At 71.2% G+C, this 26,103-nt stretch carries 21 protein-coding genes; 9 read left to right on the top strand and 12 right to left on the bottom strand.

What is annotated here, in order from left to right:
• Positions 1-92: 92 nt before the first annotated feature.
• Positions 93-455: a hypothetical protein gene (locus AMK26_RS16190; RefSeq protein WP_073755326.1), complete on the bottom strand. Its 363-nt coding sequence runs from the start codon at positions 453-455 to the stop codon at positions 93-95.
• Positions 456-940: 485 nt separating this feature from the next.
• Entirely contained in the window at positions 941-1,564 is a 624-nt protein-coding gene (locus AMK26_RS16185; RefSeq protein ID WP_073755325.1) for a TetR/AcrR family transcriptional regulator, read from the bottom strand.
• Positions 1,565-1,819: 255 nt separating this feature from the next.
• Here AMK26_RS16185 and AMK26_RS16180 point away from each other — a divergent pair, with 255 nt between their 5' ends.
• Genes AMK26_RS16180 through AMK26_RS16170 form a run of 3 tightly spaced genes read left to right on the top strand, consistent with a single transcriptional unit; the run spans position 1,820 to position 7,394 of the window.
• Positions 1,820-3,289: an MFS transporter gene (locus tag AMK26_RS16180; protein WP_073755324.1), complete on the top strand. Its 1,470-nt coding sequence runs from the start codon at positions 1,820-1,822 to the stop codon at positions 3,287-3,289.
• Positions 3,290-3,336: 47 nt separating this feature from the next.
• Positions 3,337-5,643: a glycoside hydrolase family 78 protein gene (locus AMK26_RS16175; RefSeq protein ID WP_073755323.1), complete on the top strand. Its 2,307-nt coding sequence runs from the start codon at positions 3,337-3,339 to the stop codon at positions 5,641-5,643.
• Positions 5,640-7,394 carry a glycoside hydrolase family 3 protein gene (locus AMK26_RS16170; RefSeq protein WP_073755322.1) on the top strand — a complete coding sequence of 585 codons (1,755 nt, stop codon included), beginning with the start codon at positions 5,640-5,642 and terminating at the stop codon, positions 7,392-7,394. Before AMK26_RS16175 ends, AMK26_RS16170 begins: the two co-directional genes overlap by 4 nt.
• 96 nt (positions 7,395-7,490) lie before the next feature.
• Here AMK26_RS16170 and AMK26_RS16165 read toward each other — a convergent pair whose 3' ends face one another.
• The 3 genes from AMK26_RS16165 to AMK26_RS16155 form a co-directional block, all read right to left on the bottom strand.
• Complete coding sequence (locus AMK26_RS16165; RefSeq protein WP_241837919.1) at positions 7,491-7,751, bottom strand: helix-turn-helix domain-containing protein; 261 nt, start codon at positions 7,749-7,751, stop codon at positions 7,491-7,493.
• A gap of 277 nt (positions 7,752-8,028) precedes the next feature.
• Complete coding sequence (locus tag AMK26_RS16160) at positions 8,029-8,892, bottom strand: class I SAM-dependent methyltransferase (protein ID WP_073755321.1); 864 nt, start codon at positions 8,890-8,892, stop codon at positions 8,029-8,031.
• Positions 8,889-10,463 (bottom strand): radical SAM protein, encoded by a 1,575-nt coding sequence (locus AMK26_RS16155; protein WP_073755320.1) that lies wholly within the window; start codon positions 10,461-10,463, stop codon positions 8,889-8,891. The genes AMK26_RS16160 and AMK26_RS16155 overlap by 4 nt, the downstream gene beginning before the upstream one ends.
• Before the next feature lie 394 nt (positions 10,464-10,857).
• Between AMK26_RS16155 and AMK26_RS16150 the strand changes: the two genes are divergently transcribed.
• Positions 10,858-12,231, top strand: a complete 1,374-nt coding sequence (locus AMK26_RS16150) for a dihydrolipoyl dehydrogenase family protein (protein ID WP_073755319.1) — start codon at positions 10,858-10,860, stop codon at positions 12,229-12,231.
• A 129-nt stretch (positions 12,232-12,360) separates the two neighbouring features.
• Here AMK26_RS16150 and AMK26_RS16145 read toward each other — a convergent pair whose 3' ends face one another.
• Entirely contained in the window at positions 12,361-12,936 is a 576-nt protein-coding gene (locus AMK26_RS16145; RefSeq protein ID WP_073755318.1) for an SRPBCC family protein, read from the bottom strand.
• Positions 12,937-13,082: 146 nt separating this feature from the next.
• Between AMK26_RS16145 and AMK26_RS16140 the strand changes: the two genes are divergently transcribed.
• A complete protein-coding gene (locus AMK26_RS16140; RefSeq protein ID WP_073755317.1) occupies positions 13,083-13,754 on the top strand; it encodes a CDP-alcohol phosphatidyltransferase family protein in 672 nt (223 codons plus the stop codon).
• A gap of 77 nt (positions 13,755-13,831) precedes the next feature.
• Here the strand turns inward: AMK26_RS16140 and AMK26_RS16135 are convergent, their stop codons facing one another.
• Complete coding sequence (locus tag AMK26_RS16135) at positions 13,832-14,242, bottom strand: MerR family transcriptional regulator (protein ID WP_198944077.1); 411 nt, start codon at positions 14,240-14,242, stop codon at positions 13,832-13,834.
• 421 nt (positions 14,243-14,663) lie between these two features.
• Between AMK26_RS16135 and AMK26_RS16130 the strand changes: the two genes are divergently transcribed.
• The 4 genes from AMK26_RS16130 to AMK26_RS16115 all read left to right on the top strand — a co-directional run bounded on the left by AMK26_RS16130 (position 14,664) and on the right by AMK26_RS16115 (position 19,973).
• The gene (locus tag AMK26_RS16130; RefSeq protein ID WP_073755316.1) at positions 14,664-16,154 is read left to right on the top strand and encodes a SulP family inorganic anion transporter; all 1,491 of its coding nucleotides are present in this window, start codon (positions 14,664-14,666) and stop codon (positions 16,152-16,154) included.
• A 324-nt stretch (positions 16,155-16,478) separates the two neighbouring features.
• Entirely contained in the window at positions 16,479-17,855 is a 1,377-nt protein-coding gene (locus AMK26_RS16125; protein WP_241837918.1) for a vanadium-dependent haloperoxidase, read from the top strand.
• Positions 17,856-18,368: 513 nt separating this feature from the next.
• The gene (locus AMK26_RS16120; protein WP_073755314.1) at positions 18,369-19,664 is read left to right on the top strand and encodes a cation:proton antiporter; all 1,296 of its coding nucleotides are present in this window, start codon (positions 18,369-18,371) and stop codon (positions 19,662-19,664) included.
• A gap of 90 nt (positions 19,665-19,754) precedes the next feature.
• Complete coding sequence (locus AMK26_RS16115; protein ID WP_073755313.1) at positions 19,755-19,973, top strand: helix-turn-helix domain-containing protein; 219 nt, start codon at positions 19,755-19,757, stop codon at positions 19,971-19,973.
• 70 nt (positions 19,974-20,043) lie between these two features.
• Here the strand turns inward: AMK26_RS16115 and AMK26_RS16110 are convergent, their stop codons facing one another.
• The 5 genes from AMK26_RS16110 to AMK26_RS16090 are packed head-to-tail and all read right to left on the bottom strand — an operon-like array spanning position 20,044 to position 26,084.
• A complete protein-coding gene (locus AMK26_RS16110) occupies positions 20,044-20,910 on the bottom strand; it encodes a TauD/TfdA dioxygenase family protein (protein WP_073755312.1) in 867 nt (288 codons plus the stop codon).
• A 25-nt stretch (positions 20,911-20,935) separates the two neighbouring features.
• Positions 20,936-22,228: an FAD-dependent oxidoreductase gene (locus AMK26_RS16105; RefSeq protein WP_079277619.1), complete on the bottom strand. Its 1,293-nt coding sequence runs from the start codon at positions 22,226-22,228 to the stop codon at positions 20,936-20,938.
• Positions 22,225-24,039: a prenyltransferase/squalene oxidase repeat-containing protein gene (locus AMK26_RS16100; RefSeq protein WP_073755311.1), complete on the bottom strand. Its 1,815-nt coding sequence runs from the start codon at positions 24,037-24,039 to the stop codon at positions 22,225-22,227. Before AMK26_RS16100 ends, AMK26_RS16105 begins: the two co-directional genes overlap by 4 nt.
• Positions 24,040-24,058: 19 nt before the next feature.
• Positions 24,059-25,078, bottom strand: a complete 1,020-nt coding sequence (locus AMK26_RS16095) for a UbiA family prenyltransferase (protein ID WP_073755310.1) — start codon at positions 25,076-25,078, stop codon at positions 24,059-24,061.
• A 1-nt stretch (position 25,079) separates the two neighbouring features.
• Positions 25,080-26,084, bottom strand: a complete 1,005-nt coding sequence (locus AMK26_RS16090; RefSeq protein ID WP_073755309.1) for a polyprenyl synthetase family protein — start codon at positions 26,082-26,084, stop codon at positions 25,080-25,082.
• Between the last annotated feature and the right edge of the window lie 19 nt (positions 26,085-26,103).

Here is a 26,103-nt window from a genome sequence, read left to right as displayed (position 1 = left end):
GCATCCCAGTCGTCCTCGTCGCCGTCCGGGACGGCGACGAGGACGAGCCGGCGGGCTACCTCCGGCGGGTCATCGCTGATGGATCAGCCGGCTCAACCGTCCACGTGGATGTGCCGGAGCGGGTAGAACTGGCCCGTCAGGGACTGGTACTTGCCGAAGTGCTGAACCTTCACGTCACCCGGGGTGGGCTCGTAGCTGAACCAGCCCGAGTGGTTGCCGGTGCTCACCCAGTTGGCCTCGGTGTTGAACGTCGGCTGCACGTCGAGGTCGCCAACGCCCTTGAAACAGCGGCTCCAGCCCATGAACTTGGTGAACTGCAGCTGGTCCTTGTCAGTGGTGCACTTGACCTCGCTGAGCACCGTCTGCTGACCGGCGTTGGCCGGGGCGGCGATGGTCAGGGAGGCGGCGGCCAGGGCGGCGGCCACGGCGGCCTTGGCCGTGAACGATATGCGCATGTGAAATCCCTTGTAGTCGGGGGAAATTTGACGGAATCATGCTGCTTCAGATGCCGCAGATGGTGGAGGTCAGTGACCGATAAATGCCAGCCTTTCCTGGCGAATGGCATTTATGTGACACCCGGATCCGATCCGTCACATGCGACGGCATATCGACGCGTACCGCGTCAGGTGTCGGTGTACCGGCTCGACTTCCCGTCCAGAGGGACACGTCGAACGATGCCTTCCAGGTTGGAAAGGGCCGGATTCCTGGACACTTGATTCATTTTCCGTTCTGGGGCGAGTGGAGTCGCCGAAGTCCCGGACCAGGACGGCGGACGGCATGGCTGATTTCCTGGTGAAGCAGGGCAAGCACCTGTGGGCCGTTCACCGTCATCGTCGCCGGCGACCTCGACGACTGCCCGCGGACCGCAGGCGGGCCGGTAGCCGGCCGTCTTCAGCGCGCTCCGGTGGAAGTAGCCGCGTACCCCGGTTCCGTCTGGGCGCTACAGCCCCTCGCCGTCGGCCGAGATCGTGCTCATCAGGCGGTCCAGATGTGAGCGCATCACTGCGATCAGATCGAATGAGCGCCCGCCGGCCAGCCACTGGAGCCGTAGTCCGGCGTCGAGTGCCGCGCACTCCCGGGCGATGTTCTCGTGGTCCAGTCCCGCTTTGAGTTCACCGGACTCGGCGCCGGCGCGCAGGCGGTCCGCGAGTTCGCGTACGCCCTTTTCCTGCCACTGGGAGAAGAACTCGTGCGCGGGGTGGTCCGGTGCCGTGGCTTCGGCACCGATCACGACGGCGAGTTCGAGGATCCCCGGCATGTTCAGTGCTTCGGCGGTGTCTTCCAGGTGGCAGCGGAAGGCGTCCCGGACGGAGTCGGGCACGCGTACCCATTGCTCGTCGAGCCGCTCGTGCCAGTACTGCACCACGGCCAGCAGTAGCTGCTGCTTGTCGCGGAAGTGGTGGAGCAGCCCGGCGTCGGTGATGTCGGCGTCGCGGGCGATGCGGGCCAGTGAGGTCTTGCGATAACCATCCTGGCCGAAGCGCAGCAGCGCGGCCTCGAGGATCTGGTTGCGCCTGGCCAGCCCTGTTGTGTAGCCGCCGCGCGGCCCGCGTGGTGTCCCCATGCGTACCACCGTACCGAGCGCCGTGGCCGGTCCCCACGGGAGTGTCGCTGCCGCACCGCACGGGGCACTCCACCCCCCAGCCGTGTGATGTGCGTCACTCTTCCAATGCCTAGCGCGCACTAAGTATTGGTCTCATCATCATCCGAAAGCGAGGGAACGTTTCGCGCCTGTGGCCGGATACGAGCCCTGGCTGACGGCCTGCCTGCCGTTCCAGGCACGAACCCGACCTTCCCTGTTCGCGAAAGGAGCGGCTTCATGACACCGACGTCTGCCAGCCCCTCGCTCGACGCAGCTTCGTCCGACGACACCGCGAGATGGACCCCGCGCCTGGTCGCCGTACTCCTCGCGCTCATCTGGCCGACGCAGCTCCTGGCCGCCGCCGGCATCCTCGGCGCCAATGCGACCGCCGATGTGGCACAGAGTTTCCATACCACCCACGTGGCCTGGTTCGGTCTGACCGTCGTCCTCGTCTCGACGCTGCTGACGCCGTTCGTGATGAAACTGGGTGACCGCTACGGCAAGAAACGGCTCATGCTCGTGATGACCGGCTTGGGAGTCGTCGGAGACGTCATCGCCGCGATGGCGGGCAGTTTCTGGCTCCTTCTGCTCGGACGGGCCGTCGCCGGCTGTTACGGCCCGTTCGCCGCCCTGGCCTTCCCCGCCGTGCGGGACACCTTCCCCGCCCGGCTGGTGAAGCCGGCCAGCGCCATCCTGGGCAGCAGCGTCGGCCTGGTCGCCCTGGCTGCGCCGTTCCTCGCCGGCTGGCTGGTCGACGGCTGGGGCTACAAGGGCGTGATGTGGTTCCTCGCCGCGGCCTCCGCCGTCGGCTTCGCGCTGATCGCCCTCCTGGTGCCCCAGACCCCACGGCACGACTTCCGGCCCGGCTTCGACTGGCTCGGTGGTCTGGTCCTCGGCGGAGGTCTGACCGCGGTCGTCTACGCGGTCGGCCAGGGGCAGAGCTGGGGCTGGGCCGACGCCAAAACGCTCGGCTGGCTCGCCGCCGGCCTGGCCGCACTGGTCGTCTTCTTCTTCGTGGAGCGCTCCAGTGCCCACCCGATCCTGGACCTGAAGGTACTCAGCCGGCGCCCGGTCGCGCTGGTCCTCGTCAGCGGCGGACTCGCTCAGGCCGTCGCGTACACCATGCCGGGCATGGCGATCCTGCTCGCCCTCTACCCCCACATCCCCGGCGTCTCCGCCGGTCTCGGGTGGACCGCACAGCACAACGCCGTCGTCAGCGTGACCTGGAACGTGGTGATGTTCGGTACCGGAATCGTCGCCAGCCGCCTCCTGCGCACCGTCGACGCCCGGCTGATCTGGTGGGCGGGGCTGGCTCTGATGGCGGTCGGCTACGGCCTGGTGGGTTTCTTCCACGCCGATGAGACCGAACTCATCCTCACCTCCTGCCTGGCCAACCTCGGCTCCGGCCTCGTCGTCGCGGGAGCTCCTGCGCTGGTCGTCGGCGTGGTGTCCAAGGACGAGCAGGGGCTGGGCAGCGGCATGCTCAACATGGGCATCAACTTCTTCGGCGCCATCGTCACCGCCCTCTCGTTCGCCGCCCTCGCGACCCACAGCACCGTCGTGGACGGCACCGCCTTCTACCAGGACGGCGGCTACGCCTGGCTCTTCTGGACGGGAGCGCTGCTCACCGCGCTGACTCTCGCCATCTCGCTGTTCATTCCCCCACTGCGGGACCCGGCGGAAACCGACGCCGCCCCCGCCGTCTGAACGGCCCTCGCCCGCACGGCCTCCCCCCGACACCGAGAAAGGCAGACATGCCACACACCTGGACCGCTCAGGTCATCACCCACGCCTGGCCGGAAGATCCACCGGGTACGTCGGGCCGCCCGGCCACGCTGCTGCGTGAGGTGTTCACCGTGAGCGGCCAGGTGAGGCAGGCGGAGCTGAGGGTCACCGCCCTGGGGGTGTACGAGACGCATCTCAACGGCGCCGTGGTCGGTGACCACGTCCTGGCGCCGGGCTGGACCAGCTACCGCCACCGCCACCGCTACCAGTCGTTCGACGTGACCCGGATGCTGCGCCCCGGTCCCAACGCCTGGGGCGCGCACCTGGCGGACGGCTGGTACCGGGGCCTGCTCGGCTTCAACGGCGGCAACCGCGACATCTACGGACCGCACACCGGACTGCTCGCCGAGCTGCGGATCGAGTACGCCGACGGCAGCGTCCAGACGGTCACGACCGGTCCGGGCTGGCGCGCGGCGGCCGGTCCGGTCACCGCCGCCGGCCTGTACGAGGGGGAGGCATACGACGCCCGCCGTGAGCTGCCCGGCTGGAGCGAACCGGGCTTCGACGACACGCACTGGCATCCGGTGCGTGTGGTGGACTTCGACACCTCGGTGCTGTTCCCGGCCGACAGCCCTCCGGTACGGCGCATCGAGTGCCTCGCCCCGGTGGCCGTCACCACCTCGCCCACCGGGCGCACCCTCGTGGACTTCGGCCAGAACCTGGTCGGCAGACTCCGCATCCGCGTCCGTGGCGAGGCGGGCCGCACCGTGACGCTGCGGCATGCCGAGGTGCTGGGCGAGGACGGCGAGCTGTGCGTACGTCCGCTGCGCGGCGCCACGGCCACCGACCGCTACACGTTGCGCGGCGACGCCGACGGCGAGCAGTGGGAGCCCCGCTTCACCTTCCACGGCTTCCGCTACGCCGAGATCGACAACTGGCCCGGCGAACTCGCCCCCGGTGACGTCACCGCTGTGGTCCTGCACAGCGACCTGAGCCGGACCGGTTGGTTCGAGTCCTCCGATCCGTCGCTGAACCGGCTGCACGAGAACGTGGTGTGGGGGATGCGGGGCAACTTCCAGGACGTCCCCACCGACTGCCCCCAGCGCGACGAACGCCTCGGCTGGAGCGGCGACATCCAGGTCTTCGCCCCCACCGCCACGTTCCTCTACGACACCCAGGACTTCCTGCGCTCCTGGCTGCGCGACCTCGCCGCCGACCAGAGCGAGGACCCCGACGGCATCCCCCCGGTGATCAGCCCCGCCATCCCCTTGAACATCCCTGTACCCATGCCTCCCGGCAACCCCCCGATGGCCGGCTGGTGCGACGCCGCCGTCATCGTCCCGTGGGTCCTGTACGAGCGGTACGGCGACACCGAGGTGCTGCGCAGCCAGTACCCCTCCATGCGCGCCTGGGTCGACGCCGTCGACCGGATCGCCGGCCCCACCCACGTGTGGGGCGAGGGCTTCCAGTTCGGCGACTGGCTCGATCCCACCGCGTCCCCCGACGACCCCGGCGGGGCGACGACCTCCTCCCCACTCGTCGCGACCGCCTACTTCGCGCACTCGTCCCGCCTGCTGGCCCGCACCGCCGACGTCCTGGGAAAGAAGGACGACGCCGAGCACTACCACGCACTCTCCGATGCCGTACGGCAAGCCTTCCGCGCCCGCTTCCACACCCGTGGCGGCCACCTCACGGAGGAGACCCAGACCGCCTACGCCCTCGCCCTTGGCTTCGGCCTGCTCCAGGACGGCGCCGAGCGAGCCGAGGCCGGGAACCGGTTGGCCGCTCTCGTGGCCGAGCGTGGGCACCGGATCGGCACCGGGTTCCTCGGCACCCCGTTGGTGTGTGACGCGCTCACCGCCACCGGCCACGCCGACACCGCGTACCGGTTGCTGCTGGAGCGCTCCTGCCCGTCGTGGCTCTACCAGGTGGACATGGGGGCCACCACGATCTGGGAGCGCTGGGACAGCCTGCTGCCCGACGGCAGCGTCAACCCCGGAGAGATGACCTCCTTCAACCACTACGCGCTCGGCGCGATCGCCGACTGGCTGCACCGCACCGTCGCCGGTCTCGCCCCGGCCGCCCCCGGCTACCGCCGCCTGCTCGTCCGGCCCCGCCCCGGCGGCGGCCTCACCTGGGCCAAGGCCGCGCACGAGACACCGTACGGGCGGGCCGAGGTGGCGTGGCGCCTGACCGACGGCCGGCTGACGGTCACCGTGACCGTCCCCCAGGGCACCGAGGCCACCGTCGACCTGCCGGGCGCCGAACCGACCCGGGCAGGGCCGGGCACCCACACCTTCCACGCCCCCCACCGCACCACCGAGGAGCAGCAGTGACCCACCCGTACCAGGACCCCAGCCGCAGCGTCGACGAGAGGGTGGCGGACCTGCTGCCCCGTATGACACTGGAAGAGAAGGCCGGGCTGCTCTTCCACCACGCGATAGGCATCGGAGCGAACCCCGCACCCGTCGGCCTCACCGCCGAGCAGATGATGTCCGACCAGCTCATGTCGCACTTCAACCTGCTGGGCGCGGGCACCCCACGCGAGATGGCCGAGCTCCACAACCGCCTCCAGGAGCAGGCCGCCGCCACCCGGCTGGGCATCCCGGTGACGCTGTCCACCGATCCGCGCCACGCGTTCACCGACAACCCGGGCACCGCGATGATGGCCGGCCCCTTCTCCCAGTGGCCCGAGGCTCTGGGCCTGGCTGCCATTGACGACGTCGAACTGGCACGCCAGTACGGCGACACGGTGCGGCGCGAGTACGTCGCCGTCGGCCTGCGTGTGGCCCTGCACCCGCAGATCGACCTGGCCACCGAACCGCGTTGGGCCCGTATCTCCGGCACGTTCGGTGAAGACGCCGACCTGACCTCCCGCATGGCCGCCGCGTACATCGAGGGCCTGCGGGGTCCGGGCGGGCAGCTCGGCCAGGACAGCGTGGCCGCGATGGTCAAGCACTTCCCCGGCGGTGGCCCGCAGAAGGACGGCGAGGACCCGCACTTCCCCTACGGCAGGGAACAGGTCTACCCGGGCGGCTTCTTCGACTACCACCTGGGGCCGTTCAAGGCCGCCATCGCCGCCGGTGCCACGCAGGTGATGCCGTATTACGGCATGCCGGTCGGCACCGGGCACGAAGAGGTCGGCTTCGGCTTCAACAAGGGGATCATCACCGGGCTGTTGCGTGAGGAGCTGGGCTTCGACGGCATCGTCTGCACCGACTGGGGTCTGATCAACGACGGCCCGATCATGGGGGAGATGCACACCGCCCGCGCCTGGGGCGTGGAACACCTCACGCCCGAGGAGCGGACACTGAAGGTGCTGCACGCGGGCGCCGACCAGATCGGCGGCGAGGCATGCCCCGAGCTGATCGTGGAACTGGTCCGCGACGGACGGCTGGCGGAATCCCGCATCGACGCCTCCGTCACCCGCCTGCTCGCCGAGAAATTCCGCCTCGGGCTGTTCGACGACCGCCGCTATGTCGACCCGGACGCCGCCGAAGAGATCGTCGGCCGCGCCGACTTCCGCACCGCCGGGGAGGATGCCCAGCGCCGCTCACTGACCCTGCTCGAGAACCGTGCCGGCGTACTGCCGCTGACCGGCCGGCCCCGGCTGTACGTGGAAGGCGTCGACTCCGCCGTGGCCGCCGAGTACACCGACATCGTCACCGACCCGGCTCAGGCCGACCTCGCGGTGCTGCGCCTGAGCACCCCCTACGAGCCCCGCCCGGGCCTGTTCGAGTCGTTCTTCCACGCCGGCAGGCTCGACTTCGACCGAGACCGCCTCAAGCAGATCCTCGCACTGCTCGACACCGTGCCCACCGTCGTCACCATCCACCTCGAACGACCCGCCGTCCTCCCCGAAATCGCCGACCGCGCCGCCGTGTTGGTCGCCGCCTACGGCGCCGGCGACCGGGCGCTGCTCGACGTCCTGTTCGGCCGTGCCGCCCCGCAGGGCAAGCTGCCGTTCCAACTTCCCCGCTCCATGGCCGAGGTCGAGGCCGGACGTCCGGACGTCCCGCAGGAGAGCACCGATCCGCTCTACCACTTCGGCCACGGGCTGCGATATGCCGCCGACTCCACAGCGTGAGCCCACTCCGGACGACAAGGAGCCTCCTGTGAACAGCGGGGCGCCGCGACCGCTGCCCACCAGGTCGAGGGCGGCAACGTCAACAACGACTTCTGGTTACCCGGCCTCGTCGCGCAGCTGGTCGGGGGCGAGGACGGTGATACGGCCCCGGGCCTGTCGGAGCAGACCGCGGTCGGCGAACTCGTGGAGGACCTTGGTGGCGGTCTCGCGCGAGGTGCCGGCGAGGGCCGCGAGCTGTTCGTGGGTCAGGGTGATCTGCGGATGGCGGGTACCGGGGCGCAGGGGTCCGGCCGGGCGTTGGGCGGCGGTGAGGGTCAGCAGGGTGGTGGCGATGCGCTGGGCGACGCTCTTGAACACGCTGTCGGACAGGCGTTGTTCGAGGTCCGCGAGGCGGCGGCCGAGGAGTTCGGTGATGCGGGTCCATGACCGGCCGGGACACCGACATCCAGATGCCGAACCCCACACCGCCCACCAACCCTGCCGCCGCGCCCCACAGGGCGTGGACGGGGATCTCCGCGATCTTGGGGGATACCTGTGCAGCCGTGGTCATGATGATCCCTCCGAAGAGAGTGTTCTGCCGCTTTCACGGCCGACGCTAGGGGGGAAGGGGACGTCGGTATGTGACCGTGCTTACCTACGGGCCGGTAGATCCCTCACCGGGTCGGGTCACCGGTGGCGGACCCGGGGTGGGTCCACACGGCTCGTCCCGTACGGCGACCAGCAAGCCGTATCCGAGGACGCCGTCCATCACGGCTGTCCGGGCCGCCCGCAGGACGGCCGGGGCGGCGGCGAGGTCGATACCCGTGGCGGTGAGCCCGGCGGGTGCGGTCATGCGCAGCAGGTTCAGGCGTGCCTCGATCTGGTCGATCATGCGGAGCATGGCGTTGTCGTGGCGCTCGGTGCGCCGGGTGTGCAGTCCGGCGGCGGTCAGGATCCCGGCGTACTGCTGGAGCGGCCTGGCGTCGGCGACGCAGGCGATGCGCGCGCCGAGACCGGTGAGCTCGGGCGGCAGGCGGTCGGCGTCGGCGGTGACGTCAGTGATGCCGAGGCGGCCGCCGGGCTTCAGCACGCGGGCGAACTCCGAGGCGGCCCGGGCCTTGTCCGGGAAGGTGCACAGCGCGCACTCGCACACCACCGCGTCGAAGACGCCGTCCGGGTACGGCAGGTGCTCGGCGTCTCCGGTGGCGAACCGGGCACGGTCGGCGAGTCCGGTCGCCCGGGCGGCGCCTTGGGCGAGGGCGGTGTTCGCGGGGGCGTAGTCCAGCCCGTCGACGTCGCAGCGGTAGGCGTCGGCGAGGAGCAGGGCGGTGGTGCCGCGCCCGGAGGCGACGTCGAGGACCCGCGCCCCCGGGGTGAGGCCGAGACCGTCGGCGAGACGGCGGGTCAGGGCGGTGCCGCCGGGATGGTACGAGTCGCCGAGGAGCAGGGCGACGACGTCGGAGGAGTACGCGGCGGCGCAGCACGCCTTCAACTCCTCGCCGCTGGGCGCCCCCGTCATGACGAAAGCCCCCCTGCCTCGTCTGCGGTGCCCGCGGTCTTCGATCCGTACGGGGTCTCCATCAGGCGACCGGCGAGCGGCAGGGCGTTGGGGGCAACGGGGGCGACGGGGACGCCGGACATCTGGGCCCGGACCTGCTCGCGGTAGCCGACGGAGTTGTACGCGCAGAAGGGGATGAGGCGTCCGTCGGGGGTGATCTCCTCGACGCAGCACTTCATCAGCTGCTTGACGTTGAGGGTGTACGGGTCCTGGAAGTCCTGGACCACGATCATGAACGCCTTGTCGTTCAGGTCCTTCACGGCCCCGGGCAGGTCGATGCCGCAGGCGTCCGCGCAGTCCAGGGCCTCGGCCGTGGCGCGCAGCTTCTCCTCGGTGGTCTCCGTTCCCATGAACGCGGAGGCGGACCAGAGTTTCTCCAGGGCCTCGCGGATGCGGGCGTCCGGCATGACGCGGTTGGTGACGTAGTCGAGGTGGTCCTCGACGTTGAGCAGCCGCGGGATGGGGACGACGGTGCGGTCGCCCGGTTCCCCTTCCACCAGCACATAGGTGATGGAGCGGCAGGTCGGGAAGCAGCAGGGGACGGGGAAGAAGTCGCCCTTGCGGAACCAGTCGGGCCGCTGTTCGTTGATGAGCCGGATGACGTCGGGGTTGGTGAGGCGGTTCAGCGGGTCGAACGCGACGTGCCGGCCGGAGTGGGTGACCGGCTGGAACGCCACGGAGCGGACGGCGGGGTGGTCGATGCCGTACTCGATGATCGCCCCGAGTTCGTGCTCGTTCAGCCCGCGCTCGACGGCGGCGACGAGGGTGACGGTCAGCCCGTGCTCGGCGCAGTTGTCCAGGGCCCGCTGTTTGCACGTACGCAGGTCTCGGCCCCGGATCTCCAGGTGGGTGCGTTCGTCGAGGCCGTCGAACTGGAGGTAGATGTTCAGCGACCTGCCCGGCACCTGGTTGCGCCTGCCGAGTTCGGCCACGAAGTTCTTGTCGGTGGCGAGGCGGATGCCATTGGTGTTGAGGTTGACGTTCTTGATCGGCCGGACGTGGGCGAGGTCGATGAAGTCGAGGATGTGCCTGTGGATGGTGGGCTCGCCGCCGGAGAACATCACCACCTCCGCCTCGCCCTCCGAGGCGACGAAGGCGTCGAGCATCCGCTCGCACTGTTCGTGGGTGAGGGAGTAGCCGTCCGGCTGGTGGCCGGAGTCGGCGAAGCAGATCGGACAGTCCAGGTTGCAGCCGGTGTTGACCTCGATGATGCCCAGGCAGGCGTGCTGCTTGTGCTCCGGACACAGCCCGCAGTCGCTCGGACAGCCGTCCCGTACCTCGGTCTGGAAGGTGAGCGGGATCGTGCCGGGCTTGTTGAACCGTGCCGAGGACAGGTACTCCTCGGCGTCCCCGTAGACCAGCGACTCGAACTCGCCGTGCTCGCGGCACCGTTTACGCAGGTACACCTTGTCGTTGCGGATGTTGACCTGCGCGTCGACCGGCGTCTTGCACAGGGGGCAGATCGACTTGGTGAACTCCACGAACACCTCGTCGCGATCGGCCTTCGACTGGCGTGCGGCTTCCTGAGTCACGCGGAACTCCTTTGTCGGATCCCGAAGGTGCGGGCGTGGCGTGGGCGGAGCGGAACAGCAGGGCGGCGTGGAGCACTGTCGGCCAGGCCCCGCGCGTACGCCTACCCAGGCCGGGCCAGGACCCAGGTCCGCTCGCCGGCTCGTCCGCGATCAGCGCCACGGCCGGCATCATCCTGAGCACCATGATCCGAACGTAGGCCGCCAGGCGGGGCGAGAACTGTAAGCGCGCTCACCGAACCCCCTCCTTCGTCACCGGCACGATCGAAGGGAACGAGTAGGCGGCCGCCCCCGCGCGGCCGCCCGGGTGACGCCGGTGACGTGGCGGCACCAGCATCCCCGCCATCCCGGATACGCATACTCACGAGCCCTGGACACGTCTGACCAAGGAGGCCCAATGACCCGGGAACAGGAAGTCGACGTCGTGGTGATCGGGATGGGGGTGGGCGGTGAGCACGCCGCCGAGCGGCTGGCCGAGGAAGGACTGGACGTGGTCGGGGTGGAGGCGGAGCTGGTCGGCGGGGAGTGCCCGTACTGGGCGTGCATCCCGAGCAAGATGATGATCCGCGCCGGGAACCTCCTGGCCGAGGCACGGCGGGTGCCGGGCATGGCCGGCGAGGCCCAGGTCCACGCGGACTTCGGGCCGGTGGCCGCCCGGATCAGGGACGAGGCCACGGACAACTGGGACGACCAGGTCGCCGTCGACCGGTTCACCCGCAAGGGCGGGCGCTTCGTGCGCGGCCGTGCCCGCCTGGCCGGCCCCGGCCGCGTGGAGGCCGACGGCCAGGGGTTCACCGTCCGGCGCGGGGTGGTGCTTGCCACCGGCAGTGACCCGCAGATCCCGCCGGTGCCGGGCCTCGCGGATGTGCCGTACTGGACCCACCGGCAGGCCGTCTCCGCCAAGGAGCCGCCCGACTCACTGCTCGTGCTCGGCGGCGGCGCCATCGGCGTCGAACTGGCGCAGGCGTTCGCCCGCTTCGGTACCACCGTGACCGTCGTGGAGGCCGTGGAGCGGCTGCTGCCCGCGGAAGAACCCGAAGCCGGCGCGCTGCTGGAAGAGGTGTTCCAGGAGGAAGGCATCACCGTACGCACCGGGGTGCGTGCCACCGGCGTCCGCCACCTGGACGACACGTTCCGGCTCACGCTCGACGGCGGGGAGGAGGTCACCGGGCAGCGTCTGCTCGTGGCCACCGGCCGCCGCCCCCGGCTGGGCGGACTCGGACTCGAGACCATCGGTCTCGATCCCGCTGCCCGCGCGCTGGACGTGGACGGCCGGCTGCGGGCCGCACACGGCGTGTGGGGTGTCGGTGATCTCACCGGACGGGGACTGTTCACCCACGTGGCCATGTACCAGGCCGAGATCGCCGTACGCGACATCCTCGGCCGGCCCGGACCGGACGCCGACTACCGGGCCATGCCACGGGTCACGTTCACCGACCCCGAGGTCGGCTCCGTGGGCCTGTCCGGACACGCAGCCCGCGAGCGGGGACTGCGGGTGCGGACGGGCACTGCCCGGGTGCCGTCCTCGGCGCGCGGCTGGATCCACAAGGCCGGCAACCATGGCCTGATCAAGCTCGTCGAGGACAGCGACCGGGGCGTTCTTGTCGGAGCCACCGCCGCCGGGCCGAGTGGCGGGGAGGTGCTCTACGGACTGGCCGTCGCCGTTCACAACGAGGTCCCCGTCGACCGGCTCCGCCACATGATCTACGCCTACCCCGCCTTCCACCGTGGCGTCGAGGACGCTCTCGCCGACCTGCGCCAGGACGCCTGACGGCAAGGCCGCTTCACGACTCCTCGCACATGACAGGCTGTACACCCTCGTACGACGTGACGGCCTGGCGCCCGGATACGTGGCCGAGACCGTGACCCCCACCACCCCTCCGCCCACGCGGTACACGGATCAGGACGCCTTCGCGCGCCGCTCGGCCTCCTGACGGGTCGCCGCCAGGGACACGGCGACGGTTGCCTCCCACCGGGGCGCGACCATGCCGCCCCACCACTGGCCGGCTCCCCACAGGTCCGTGGCCAGCTCCCCCTCGTACACCAGCCGCGTACCCGGCCCGTGCCCGGTGAGGACGAACGACTCGGTGACGGCGGGCACCGGCCCGCGCACCAGGCGGAAGTCGATCCGCTCCGGGCGGGTGAAGCGCACCGTCTCCACCGTCGTCGCCGTCAGCTTGCCGCCCGCGACCGGCGTGCGATGGGCGGCGAGCACCATGTCGGAGCCACGCTCGAGGACCTGGACCTTCTCCCGCATCGCCCGCGTGGCCCTGCCCAGATACGGCTGGGCGATGACGTCGAACACCACCTCGCGCGGCGCGGCGACATCGATGGTCTGCGGCCCCAGCGGCCGGGTGCGCCGGCCCACGCCCAGATCCAGGGGCAGAGCCCCGGTCACCAGGCCGAGATACCCGGCCGCCGCACCCGCACCCGCACCCGCCACCGCAGCCGTCGCCAGAGCACCGATCCACACCATCGCCCAGACCTCTCCACACGTCCGTTGCTTCTTCCCACCGACGCTAGGGCCGGGCAGCGCCGGCGGTCAGTGAGCGCGCTCACCGTTCCCCGCGCGTTCAGCCCCTAGCCTGAGCGTCATCACGAAGCGCCGGAAGGGAGGAGAGCGTGCAGCCCGTCGCCGAGATGACCGACAGCCGCGCCGCCACGAACGCGCTGCTCAGCGAAGTGCGCGAAGGGCGCCTCACCCCGGCGGCCCTCGCACGCTTCCTCGGGCAGGCCGTCCACCGGTCCGTGTTCCAGGCCGCCCGCCGCCCGCGGGCCCTGGCCGAGCTCACTGTCCTGCACGGCGCCCTGTACGCGTTGGCTGCCGGCAGACGGCCCGGGGGCCGCTGGGTGGCGAGCAGTTGGGCCCTGTCCGTCCTGCACCTGGGGCTGCTGGAGGACCGCGGCCGCCTGGCCGTCGCGGACGTCTTGACGCTGCTGCGGGCCGGCCTTCCCGCCCTGCCCGGCGGAGCCGGCCGCGCCTCCGGGGTGCTGGCGATCGGTCTCGACCTCGCCGACGGACGTCTCGCCCGCCGCCGGGCCACGGCCTCCCCGTTCGGGGACTACGCGGACACCTTCGCCGACGCCGCCTACTGGATGTGGCTCACCCTGCGCCACGAGCCCAGCCGCACCGTACGGATGGCGGCGGTCGCGGCCTGGGCGCTCCCCGTCGTCACCGTCACCGGCTTCGCGCTACGCCGCGGCGCCATGCCCGAGCGGCCGCGCCCCGTCCTGCTGCGACCGGCGGCCGCTCTGCAGGCCGTCATCGCCTTCCGGCACCTCACCCGCCGCTGATCCCCTCGGGCGCGGTCTCCTCCGGCTCCGGCGCGACCTCCACGCGTACGCGCCGCCAGAGGAGTGAGCCCGGACGCCTACGAGACCGTGGTGTTCTGGTTGCGTTCCACTCGCTCGTGCAGCGTCCGCGCGAACTCCTCGGCCCGCGCCAGCTGTACGCGCAGCTTGGCCACCTGCTCGGCGACGCTCTGCTCGTATTCTCGAACACGTGCCAGCAGGACCTCCCGCTCGCCCGTGGAGAGGTCCTCTCCGTCGAGGCGGTCGGTGGCGCCGAGCAGGTCGCGCATCTGCTCCAAGGTGAAGCCGAGGGGCTTCATACGGCGAATGACCATGAGCCGTTCGACGTCACGCTCGGTGTAGAGGCGGAAACCTCCCTGGGAGCGGGCCGAGGGAACGACCAGGCCGGCCTCCTCGTAGTGCCGGATCGTGCGCAGGGACAGCTCGGTCCGCGTGGCCACTTCGCCGATCTGCATGTGCTTGCCGTCCACGCCCGTGGTCCTCCGGCCCTTCTCGTGGCTGTCGCCGGGGCCCGAGCGGGCACCGCCTCCCTCTACCCTAACGTTAGGGTAGAGTTTCCTCGGTGAGGGCGGCGCGCCGCTGCCCCGCTGATGCTGTGCCGGGGCCGACGCCGCCCCCGGCGACGTCCCGATTCTTGCAGGAAAGAAGCGTGCGCGAGCTCATGACGCCCGGCGCCGCCTGCCCGCCGTGACGATGCGCCCCTGGACCTGAGCCCGGCGCACATCACACGGCCTCTCGGTCCCTCCCTCTCCTCCGGCTCCGCGCCCGCTCGCGGAGCAGCCCGCGGAGTGCCGACCCGGCTCCACCGCGCCCTCCCGCTCGCCCCGGCCTGCCGCCCGGGGTGTGCCCGAGCACGACAGGTTCGCTCTCTTGTCCTCCGTTGCCTCCGCCGTGTCCCCGGCCGCGCGTCTGCGCGGCATGAAGCCCGACTGGCTGTCCGACCCGAAGGTCTGGCGCACCGAGGTCCTCGCGGGCCTCGTCGTCGCGCTCGCGCTGATCCCCGAGGCGATCTCGTTCTCGATCATCGCGGGCGTCGATCCGGCGATCGGCCTGTTCGCCTCCTTCACCATGGCCGTCGTCATCTCGATCGTCGGCGGACGCCGGGCGATGATCTCCGCCGCCACCGGCGCCATCGCCCTCGTCACCGCCCCGCTGAACCGTGAGCACGGCCTGGGCTACTTGATCGCCGCGGTGATCCTCGCCGGTGTCTTCCAGGTGGTCCTGGGGGCGGTCGGGGTGGCGAAGCTGATGCGGTTCATCCCGCGTTCGGTGATGGTCGGCTTCGTCAACTCCCTGGCGATCCTGATCTTCATGGCCCAGGTCCCGGAGATGACGGACGTGCCGTGGGCCGTGTACCCGCTGATCATCGGCGGACTGGCGCTCATGGTGTTCTTCCCGAAGGTCACCACCGTGATCCCGGCCCCGCTCGTCTCGATCGTCATCCTGACCGTCATCACCGTGGCGGCCGGGATCGCGGTGCCGACGGTGGGCGACAAGGGTGCCCTGCCGTCCTCCCTGCCCGTGCCCGGGCTGCCGGACGTGCCGTTCACCCTGGACACGCTGACGACGATCGCGCCGTACGCCTTCGCCATGGCGCTCGTCGGCCTGATGGAGTCGCTGATGACCGCGAAGCTGGTCGACGACATCACCGACACCCACTCCAGCAAGACCCGCGAGTCCGTCGGCCAGGGCATCGCCAACATCGTCACCGGGTTCTTCGGCGGCATGGGCGGCTGCGCCATGATCGGCCAGACGATGATCAACGTGAAGGTCTCCGGCGCCCGCACCCGCCTGTCGACCTTCCTCGCGGGCGCGTTCCTGATGGTGCTGTGCATCGTCTTCGGCCCGGTCGTCTCCGACATCCCCATGGCCGCCCTGGTCGCCGTCATGGTGATGGTCTCGTTCGCGACCTTCGACTGGCACTCCGTCGCCCCGAAGACCCTCAGGCGCATGCCGGCCGGCGAGATCCTCGTCATGCTCGTCACCGTCGCCTGCGTCGTCGCGACCCACAACCTCGCCATCGGCGTCGTCGCAGGCTCGGTCACCGCCATGGTCGTCTTCGCCAGGCGGGTGGCCCACCTCGCCGAGGTCACCGCCGTCACCGACCCCGACGGCAGCACCGTCGTCTATCGGGTCACCGGTGAACTGTTCTTCGCCTCCTCCAACGACCTCGTCGGCCAGTTCGACTACGCCGGCGACCCGAAGAACGTCGTCATCGACCTGAGCGCGGCCCACATCTGGGACGCCTCCTCCGTCGCCGCCCTCGATGCGGTGGAGAACAAGTACGCCCAGCGCGGCAAGACCGTAAAGATCACCGGCCTCAACACCCCCAGCGCCCACCTCCACGACAAGCTCAGCGGCGAACTCGCCGCCGGCCACTGACGCCGAAGGACCAGGACTGGCCCCTGGTCCTGTGGCTGCGCCAACACGACGTCCGACCGGCGCCCGGGGCATCTGGCGGAATGCCGGCTGTCGTGTGAGAAGCGCGGCAAGCACGGCGGGCACGGCGGGAACCGGACAGGATGGGCCCCGGCATGAGCCATTCCGGGCTTGCCCGGGTCCGGAGCATTCCGCTGCGGCACGTGTGCGCGCCATGATCTCGCCGCCACCGCTCGGGTGGTGATCAAACGGGATGGTCACGAGGAGCCAGAGATGCCCGCACGCGTTCCATCCAGCAGGCGCAGCAGAGGCACATGGAGACGGGCTTTGGCGGCCGCCGCGGTGGTGGCGGCGACGGGGAGCGTGCTCACCGTCGCCCCGCAGCCCGCGCAGGCCGCGTTGCCCGCGCACCCCATAGCCGATCCTGTGCACTACTGGAACGACGTTCTCCTGCAGGTCATCCGTCGCGAGGGCGGTGGGCCAGGGCCCATGGCCCGGGCGGCCGCGATGATGAACGCCGCGATCTACGACGCGGAGAGTTCGTACCAGTTGAAGTGGAAGGGCAAGATCACCTCCGAGGCCTACATCCACGCCGAGAAGTACGCCGGCTGGGTCGAGGGACCGGACGAGGAAGAGCGGGTGATCGGGCGGACCGCGTACAACATCCTGCTGAAGCTGTACGGCAAGAACCAGACCCAGTTCCTGGACGCGAAGTTCCGTGAGCGGTTCGGGACCGAGCCCACGGAGTTCGACCTCCTCGACGTCACCGTCGTCAACAAGATGGTGACGCAGATGATGAACGCGCGGAACGGGGACCGCTCCGGCGACGACCGAGTGTACGCCGGTTCGTTCGAACCGGGAGCCTGGCGGCCGACGAGCTACCCGGACATGCCCGACCCGTCCTGCTCGCAGCACAGCCAGGCGGTCAGCCCCTACTGGGGGCTGGTCACGCCCTTCGCCCTCACCTCCGGATCGCAGTTCCGCCCGCCGACGCCGGGGCTGTACGGAACGTACGCGAAGCTGCTCGCCAGCGACGCGTACAAGGCGCAGGTGGAAGCGGTCCGCTCGGCGGGCGCGGACGGGCCGACCGCGAAGACGCCCGTCGTCAACCGCACCGCGGACCAGGAGGCCGCCGCCTGGTTCTGGGCCAACGACGAGGACGGCACGTACAAGCCGCCGGGCCAGCTGCTGCAGGCGACCCGTGAGGTGGCGGACGCACGCGGGCTGGACACCTACGAGAACGCCAGGCTCTTCGCGCTGGTCTCGATCGCGATGGCGGACGCGGGGATCGCCGTCCGGGACGTGAAGTTCCTGACGAACATCGACCTTTGGCGCCCGGTCTCGGCCATACGCGAGGGCGGGCTGGACCCCGAGTGGAAGCCGCTGCTCAAGACCCGGGCGGGGGTGAACGTCAACCCGTGCTTCCCGGCGTGGGCCTCGGGCCACGCGACGTTCGGCGCGGCGTGGGCCGGCATCATGCAGCGGTACTTCGGCAGCGACGGCATCGCGTTCGACATGACCACCGACGACCCGCAGTCGCCCGTGAAGACACGTCACTTCACCAGCTTCAGCTCCGCCGCCCGCGAGGACGCCTACAGCCGTGTCTGGCTCGGCGTCCATTTCCCCTGGGATGCCGAGGACGGCCTCAAGCTCGGTGACCGGATCGCCGCTCACGTCTTCACGAACAAGCTCCGCATGTTCTGACAGCCGTTCCCGGGCGTCCCGCGGGCGCGCAGCGCACCCGCGGGACGCGTCTGCTTCGGCCACGGAGCCGCCCGGTGGCCCCGGTTCCGACGAGACGTCCGGCCCCCGATGCCCCGGCGCCGCGCGACTGGACGCCGGTGGTGGCGACATCGTCGCGCGGAAGGTGTCGACCCCACGCCGGGCAATAATGCCGTTGACGAGTGGGCGGACGCCCATTAGTGTTCGATCATGCCCATCGTACCGTTAGCGCGCACGAGACCCTCCGCACCCGAATCTCGTCAACACCGGCCGTCGCCGGAGCCGTTGGGCTCCCCGGCCGCACGCTACGGCCGGGCCGGGCTGGCGCCCGGGACACGTGGGCACGTTTCCCCAGGGCTTGCCGCCGCCTGACCCCCTCCACCGGCCCCTGGTCCGGGCAGGGCGAGCCCCCCGCTCGCCTCCCTGCCGTCATGGCCCGGATCGTTCACGGTTGCCGTACCTGCTGCTTCCCCGCCGGAATCAGAAACGGATCCCATGAACGCCCAGCACCTCACGGAACTGTTCTTCGCCCTGGCGGCCGTCGTGCTCCTGGCGCGACTGCTCGGCGCCGTGGCGCGCCGGTTCGACCAGCCGGCGGTCATCGGTGAGGTGCTGGCCGGCGTCCTGATGGGCCCGACACTGTTCGGTGGCGCGGTCTCCGACCACCTCTTCCCGGCCGGTATCCGGCCGAGCCTGGGCGTCCTGGCCGCCGTCGGGGTCGCCGTCTTCATGTTCATCGTCGGCCTGGAGTGGGACCCGGCCCTGGCCAGGGGCTCCGGCGGGTTCGCGGTCACCGTGTCCCTGAGCTCCGTCCTCCTGCCGTTCGGCCTGGGCGCCGCACTGGCCGTGTACCTCATGCGGGAGTACGACACCCCCGACAAGGCCGCGTTCGTGCTCTTCATGGGCATCGCCATGTCGATCACCGCGTTCCCGGTGCTGGCCCGCATCCTCACCGACCGGGGCATGGAGCGGACGACGCTGGGCGTGCTGGCGCTCGCCTGCGCGTCCATCGACGACGTACTGGCCTGGTCGGTGCTCGCCGGGGTGGCCGCCCTGAGCGGGGCGGCGGGCCCGGGCCCCGCGAGGATGCTCCTCGCCCTGCCGTACGTGCTCGGCATGCTCTTCGTCCTGCGGCCCCTGCTGCGCCGGGTCCTGGCGCACGGGGGCACCGTCCGGCTCACCCCGGCGTGGACGGCGTGCGCCCTCGTGGGGATGCTGGCGTCCGCCGCCACGACGGAGTGGGTGGGGCTGCACTTCATCTTCGGGGCGTTCCTGTTCGGCGCCGTCATCCCGCGTGAGCGGACGGCGCGGCTGCGCGCCGGGATCCGCGACCAGCTCGGCCGGCTCAGCGACGTGCTGCTCCTGCCGGTCTTCTTCGTGGTCGCCGGGCTCAACGTCGACCTGTCCGGGCTGAGCGTGGGCGGACTCGGCGACCTGGGCCTGATCCTCCTGGTGGCCATCGGGGGGAAGTTCGCCGGCGCGTTCCTCGCGGCCCGCGCGCACGGGATGCCGTCGCGGCAGTCCGCGGCACTGGCCACCCTGATGAACACCCGTGGCCTGACCGAGCTCATCGCCCTGAGCGTGGGGCTGAACCTGGGGATCATCCAGCAGGACCTGTACTCGCTCATGGTGGTCATGGCGGTCGTGACGACCGCGATGGCCGGACCGCTGTTGCGGTGGCTCCTGCCCCGGCGGCTCATCGAGGCGGAAGCCGCCAGGGAATCCGTCCCCGCCGACTCCACCGACGTGCGACCGGACGCCCCCACCCGGACTTCACCCCCACCGGGGTGAGCCGGCAGGGCCTCGGAGAACTGGTCCGGGGCCGCAGCCTGCCGGAACAACGACAGCCAGTCTCACGTACATGCGAATGCGAGGTGTTCAGTGACCAGGCTAGCCAGCGAACCATCACTCACCCCGAGGCAGACGGAAGTGGTGAGGCTCGCCGTTCTGGGCCTCACCGCGAAGGAGACCGCCCGTCGACTGGGCATATCGAAGAACACGGTGGACGAGCACCTGCGCGAGGCCAGACACCGCGTCGGGGCGGCCACCAAATCCCGGCTCATCGGCTGGGCCGTCGCCTCCGGGATCGTCCCGTTCTAGAGGCAAGAGGGACTTCATCGAGCGGCGGCCGGCCTGACGAACGGCCGGCCGGCCGCCGCTCGATGTGCTCTCAGTAGGGCTCCTTCGCGTTCACCCGGGCCGGCGCGTAGCGCTCACCCGGCTTCGGCCGGTACGGGGACCACCGGGGCTTATTCCCGGTCGGGTCGTCCCCGAGCACCACCACCCGCAGGCCCGTACGGCGTTCCTCGTAGTCGTCGACGGCGTAGTGCTGCGTGACCCGGTTGTCCCAGATCGCCACGTCGCCCGGCCGCCACTGGTACCGGCAGGTGAACTGCGGTGAGGTGGAGAACTCGGTGAGGAACTGCAGCAGCGCGTCACTCTCGTTCCGGCTGAGCTGCACGATGTGCGAGGTGTGGGCGCGGTTGACGAACAGCGCCCGGCGGCCCGTCTCCGGGTGGACCCGCACCACGGGGTGCTCCGCCCGGCTGTCCAGCCCCGGGATGTGGATGGCGTGAATCGCCGTGAGGCCGTCGAGCAGCTCGCGCATCGGGGCGGACAGGGACTCGTAGGCCAGATACTGGTTGGACCACATCGTGTCGCCTCCCCTCCCGGGGCTGCGGACGATCTGCAGGACGGACCCGATCGGCGGATTCGGCGAGTACGTCATGTCGGTGTGCCAGATCGGGATCTTGCCGTCCTGCTCCGAGTCGATGATCTGTATCTCCGGATGCCCGTCGAGGTGCGGCAGATACGGATGGACCTCGAGCTCCCCGAACCGGCGGCCGAAGGCGATGCGCGACTCGGACGACCACCCCTCCTGCTCCGGCAGGAAGAGCACCAGATACCGCAGCAGCAGCCGGCGCAGTTCGGCGAACTCCTCGTCGGTGATGTCCTCCAGGCGTACGCCGAGCACCTCGGCTCCCAGAGCACCGGACAGCGGACGGACATCGAAGGCCGTCCTGAGTGACTCTGACATCTTCCCACCCTTCTTCCCTCGTGGATCACTTCGGCGCCGGCAGCCGGGGCACCTTGCGGTCGGGGAGCACCCCCAGCTGAACGAGCCGGTCCACGGTGCCGAGAGGGCGCATACCGAGGCCCGACATGTTGTAGGTGGTCAGCCGGCGCAAGCGGGCGCTCCTGGCCGTCCCGGTCAGCAGCCGCAGGCCCAGCGCCCTGCCCAGGCCGGAGGTGCTCGTCATCATGCGCGCGGCACGGTGACTCATGACGTGGATGTCCCGGATCCTGTCGCGGCGCCCGGCCTCGTACGCCCGCAGCGCCCGGTCGACCGCCTCCCGCCCGGTGACGTCGACGCCGGCGAGCCGGTCCGCGAGGACCTGGGCGTCTCCGATGGCCGTGTTCATCCCCTGCGCCGCCAACGGGTGCACGCCGTGTGCGGCCTCGCCGATCAGGGCGATGCCCGGCCGTACCAGGGACGGGGCCCGGTACTGCCACACCGGCAGCAACTGCCTGCGGTCCAGTCCCTCCTTGAACGCCGGGCTCAACGGCCCGAGCGCGGGTACGCCGGCGATCAGCTCGTCGCACCACTGCTGCAGTCGCGCCCGGTCCGCGCCCCTGATCTCGTCCGGCGCCACCTGGACGTAGACCCGTGTCCGTCGGTCCGGCAGCGGATAGACCATGACCAGCCCGCGGTCCGTGACGTACGCGGACACCTCGTCGTCCAGGTCCGGCGTACCCGCCAGTTCGAACGACAGGAGCTTGTGGCCGTACGCGACGGGGCTCGCGCTCAGTCCCGACAGGCGGCGCACGCGCGAGGACATGCCGTCGGCGGCCACCACGAGCCGGGCACGGACGTCGTACTCGCTCCCGTCGCGCACCGCCCGTACGCCGACGACGCGGCCGTCGCCGTCCTTGACGACGTCCTTCACCAGCACCCCGCGCTGCCAGTGGACGGTCGTGCCGAGCGACTCCCCGAGACACTCCAGGATCGTCGTGTAGTCGTGGGACAGCATCCAGGGCCGCTCGCCGCCGAGCACCCCGAAGTCCATCGTCAGCAGTTCGGCGCCGTCGGCCCTCCTGGTGACGAGCCGGTTGAGGCGGACCGCCCCCCTGGCCTCCAGGGCGGGGAGCGCGCCCCACGAGTGCAGGGTGTTCAGGGAGCCGGGCTGGAGGACCTCGCCCTTCCAGACCGGTGGCTGCCGCCGGTTCTTCTCCAGCAGGGCGACGTCCAGCCCCAGCCGGCCCAGCGCACAGGCCGCCGCCAGGCCTGCCACTCCCGCCCCGCAGACCACCACGTCCGCGTCCACGGTGCCCGCAGGCGCGTTCCCTGTCGTCATGACGCCTCCTGCCCCTCGTACGGGAGTGCGGCCACCGCGCCGCGGTAGTCCCCGAGCGCCTTCAGGGCGAGTCCGTCGACGATCAGGCCGTCCACGTAATAGGCGAAGCCGCGGATGTGCACGCACACCGCACTGGCGTCCCACCGGCCGTCCGGCCGTTGCGCGGTCATGATCCATTCGGCCGCGCGGCGCAGGCGCGGGTCGTCGGCCGGCACCCCGCAGGCCAGCAGCGCCCGCAGCGCCCACGCCGTCTCCTCCACCGTCCCCGGCGAAGGATCGTCGCCCGGCGTACCCGTCTCGCCAGGGCCCCAGGAACCGTCCGCGAGTTGGTTGCGCAGCAGGGCGTCACGGGCGCGCCGGGCGACGGGGTGGCCGGCGAGTCCGGCGCGGCCGAGGGCCACGAGCACCATGGCGGTACCCGGGGTGAGCCCCCGGTACCACAGCGCCTCATAGGTGCCGTCGGCACGCTGGTGGGCGAGCAGCCAGTCGAGTGCCTTGCGTACCGCGGGGTGCCGACGGGAAACGCCGCTGTCGAGCAGGACCTCGACGGACTGCGCGGTGACGTAGGGGCAGGGGCCGTCGTTGGGGAGCGTGGTGTCGGGGACGAAGGTCCCCCAGGAACCCTTGCGGTCCTGCCGCGAGACCAGCCAGCGCAGCCCGCGGCGCAGGTGCGCGTCGCCCGCCTCGCCGGTGTCCACGTCGCCGTCGCCGTCGCCGGTGCCCGCCTCGCCGGTGTCCACGTCGCCGTCGCCGTCGCCGGTGCCCGCCTCGCCGCCGCCCGCCGCGAGCGCGGCCAGCACGTTGGCGCTGTCGAGGAAGTTCGGCCAACCTCGCGGCCCCTCCCAGCCCCAGCCGCCGGGAGGAGCGCCGTAGACCTCGAACGCCTCCTCCTGCTGACAGCCGCGCAGCCACTGCCTCGCCCGCACCAGCCGGGGGTCGGCGCGGTAGCCGGCGTCCGCCAGGCCGCGTGCCACGTACGACCCGCCGATCAGGTCGAGGCCCTGCATGATGTGCCAGGACCCGTCGGGGTGCGCGTTCGCCCGCAGGTAGCCGACGGCGTCGAGGACCGCGCGGCGCGGCGCCCCGGCACAGGTGAGGCCCAGGCACACCACCGCGGCCAGCCAGTTGTCCCCGCCGTAGCCGCCGCGGGCGTTCTCGCCTCGTTCCACCCGCGCGAGCGTGCGCAGCCCGGCGGGCCTGGCCAGCCGGTCCAGCAGCCGCTGAAGCCGCGCTTCCGGCGGGCTGTGGCGCGCCTGGATGAAGGCCATCGCGACGAAGGGCGCGACGCGGAAGGACAGGCGGCGTCGCCACAGCCGCTGGGGCAGCAGGAGCAGTTCGAGCGGGATGCGCCGGGAGGCCTGCTGGTCCTGGAGCCCGGCGAGCGCGAGGAACGTCGCGGCCATGTGGGCCATGCCGGGATCGGTGAGCGCCTCGGTCCCGCCGTACGACTTCACCAGGTCCAGGGCCCGCTGTACGGGTTCCCGGGAGGTGTGCGGGGACACCAGGTGCAGCGACGCCGCCGCGATCACGGTGGGTACGAGCTGGGTGGAGGCACCGGCGACCCCGCCCCAGCCGCCGTCGGCGTTCTGGGCGCCCGCCAGCCAGGCGGCTCCCCGTTCGATGAGGTCGTTCGAGCGCTCGCGGTCGGCGACGTGCAGCGCGGCCAGCGCGCCGGCCGTACCGAGCACGGCGGTGGGCCGCCTGTTGGGCCAGGAGCCGTCGGGCCGCTGCACCTCGAACAAGGCCTCGGCGGCCTTCGCGACCGACCTCGCGACCGACTTCTCGACGCGACCGTCCACAGCTGAGCACATGGGGGACTGTCCTCCTTCTCTAGCGCTGGAAGGCGGGCGGAGCCGCGGGGCCGTCTGCGGAGTGTGCGCGGCCGTCCGGCGAGAACTCGTGCCGGGAGCGCATCACACGCTGAGTGGTGAGAGTGACGACGAGTACGGGTACGAGGAGCCCGAGCGCCGTCGGCAGTCCGAGGCCCGGCACCAGCAGGGCGGCGGCCAGCACGAGCCGCTCGACGACGAGCACTTCGTGGGAGCGGAGGGCGGTGCGCGAGGTCAGGGCACGCCCCGCGGCGTACAGCATCCGGAAGGCGTACGCCCCGAGCACCGCGGCGAGCAGGATCCCGAGGAGGTACGCCGCCCGGTCGCGCGGCACGAGGAACGTCCCCGCCACCGCCGTCGCGACGGCCAGGGCGTAGAGGGCCGCCGCGGCGCCCGCCGCCCGCCGCGGCCCGTGGCGCACCGCGAAGGTGACGTAACCGCCCTCGCGGTCCCCGGCGACGTCCCGCAGCGTCCCGACGAGGTTGGACGCGGCGTCGTGGGCCCAGAACACCACCACGAACAGCAGCAGTTCGAGCGGTGGGGTCCGTACGGCCATCATCGCGCCGAACACGAAGGCCGCGCCGGTGAGCGCGCCGCGGACAACGTTTCCCCACAGCCCCCGCGCCTTGAAGAAGCCGTTGTACGCCATCGCCCCGCCGACCCCGCCGGCCAGCAGGAACACCGTGAGCCCGTTGACGCTCAGGCCGACGGCCAGCCCGCCGCAGGTCAGGACCACACCGCAGACGACCGCGGTGGAGGGCCGCAGCTGCCCCGACGGTATGGGGCGTTGGGGCTTGCTGATCGCGTCGAGGTCGCGATCGAGGTAGTCGCCCAGATAGTGCGCCGCCAGCCACACCAGGGTGGGCACGAGCCATGCCGCGGCCAGGCGCCCGGGCGTGTGCCGGTCGGCGGCCAGGGCCGCGCCGGCCAGGCCGACCAGACCGACGTACCAGAGGGTGTACGGGCGCCACGTCCGCACGTGCGCGGCGAGGACGTTCCCGAACCGGCTGCCGCGTCGCATGTCAGAACCTTCTCCCGGACGCGTAGTCCGCGATGGTCCCCAGGGTGTCGGCGCCCTTCCCCGCGGGCAGCCTCGTGAGGCTGTCCTTGGCCCGTCCGATCATCCGCGCGGCGTGGTCCCCGGCCGCCTCACGGGCGCCGGTCCGCTCCACGACGTCGCGCACCAGCGCGTAGGCGTCGTCATGGGGGCGTTCGTCGCGGAAGACGCGCTCCAGCTCCTTGCGGTCGTCGTCGCCGGCCCGCTCGTACGCCAGCAGCACCGGCAGGGTGGGGCGGCGGTTGTGCAGGTCGCTCTCGCGCGGTTTGCCGAGGAGCGCGGGGGAGTCGTCGAACGCCAGCAGGTCGTCCCGGACCTGGAACGCGGTGCCCAGCTGCTCCCCGAACACGCCCAGGGCGTCGATCCACTCCGGCCGGTCGGTGGCGAGGATCGCCCCGATGCGGCAGGCCGACTCGAAGAGCACACCGGTCTTCAGCCGGGCCATCACCAGGTACTGGTCCACGGTGCAGTTCAGGTCGCCGACGTACTCCGACTCCAGCAACTGGCCGCGGCACAGGCTCACTCCGGCCCTGGCCAGCACGGAAACCACCGCCACGACGGCGGCGTCCGTGACACCCTCGGGCCGCGCGCCGGTCAGGGTGGCGAAGGTCTCCAGGATCAGCCCGTCGCCGGCGACGATGGCGGAGGGAACACCGAAGGCGGCCTGGACGGAAGGACGGCCACGGCGCATGTCGTCGCCGTCGATGATGTCGTCGTGGATGAGGGTGGCCACATGCAGGTACTCGACGGCCAGGGCCAGTTCGGTGAGGTCCTCCGGACGGCCTCCGGCACACCGTGCCGATTCGAGTACCAGCAGCGGGCGGAGCATCTTCCCGGGCGGGACCAGGGCGTACTCGGCGATGCGGCCCAACTGGTCGTCCTGTCCGCCCCAGATCCTCAGCAGATCCCGGTGCAGGAGGTCGTGCCCGGCGGGCGACGCGGGGAAGTCCGGCAGATGTGTCCGGCCCATGGGGGGTTCGTAGTCAGTC

It is taken from the genome of Streptomyces sp. CB03234 (genome assembly GCF_001905885.1).
Lineage (GTDB): Bacteria > Actinomycetota > Actinomycetes > Streptomycetales > Streptomycetaceae > Streptomyces.
Note: the sequence above shows the minus strand (reverse complement) of the source record. Positions and strands in the feature narration are given on the sequence as shown.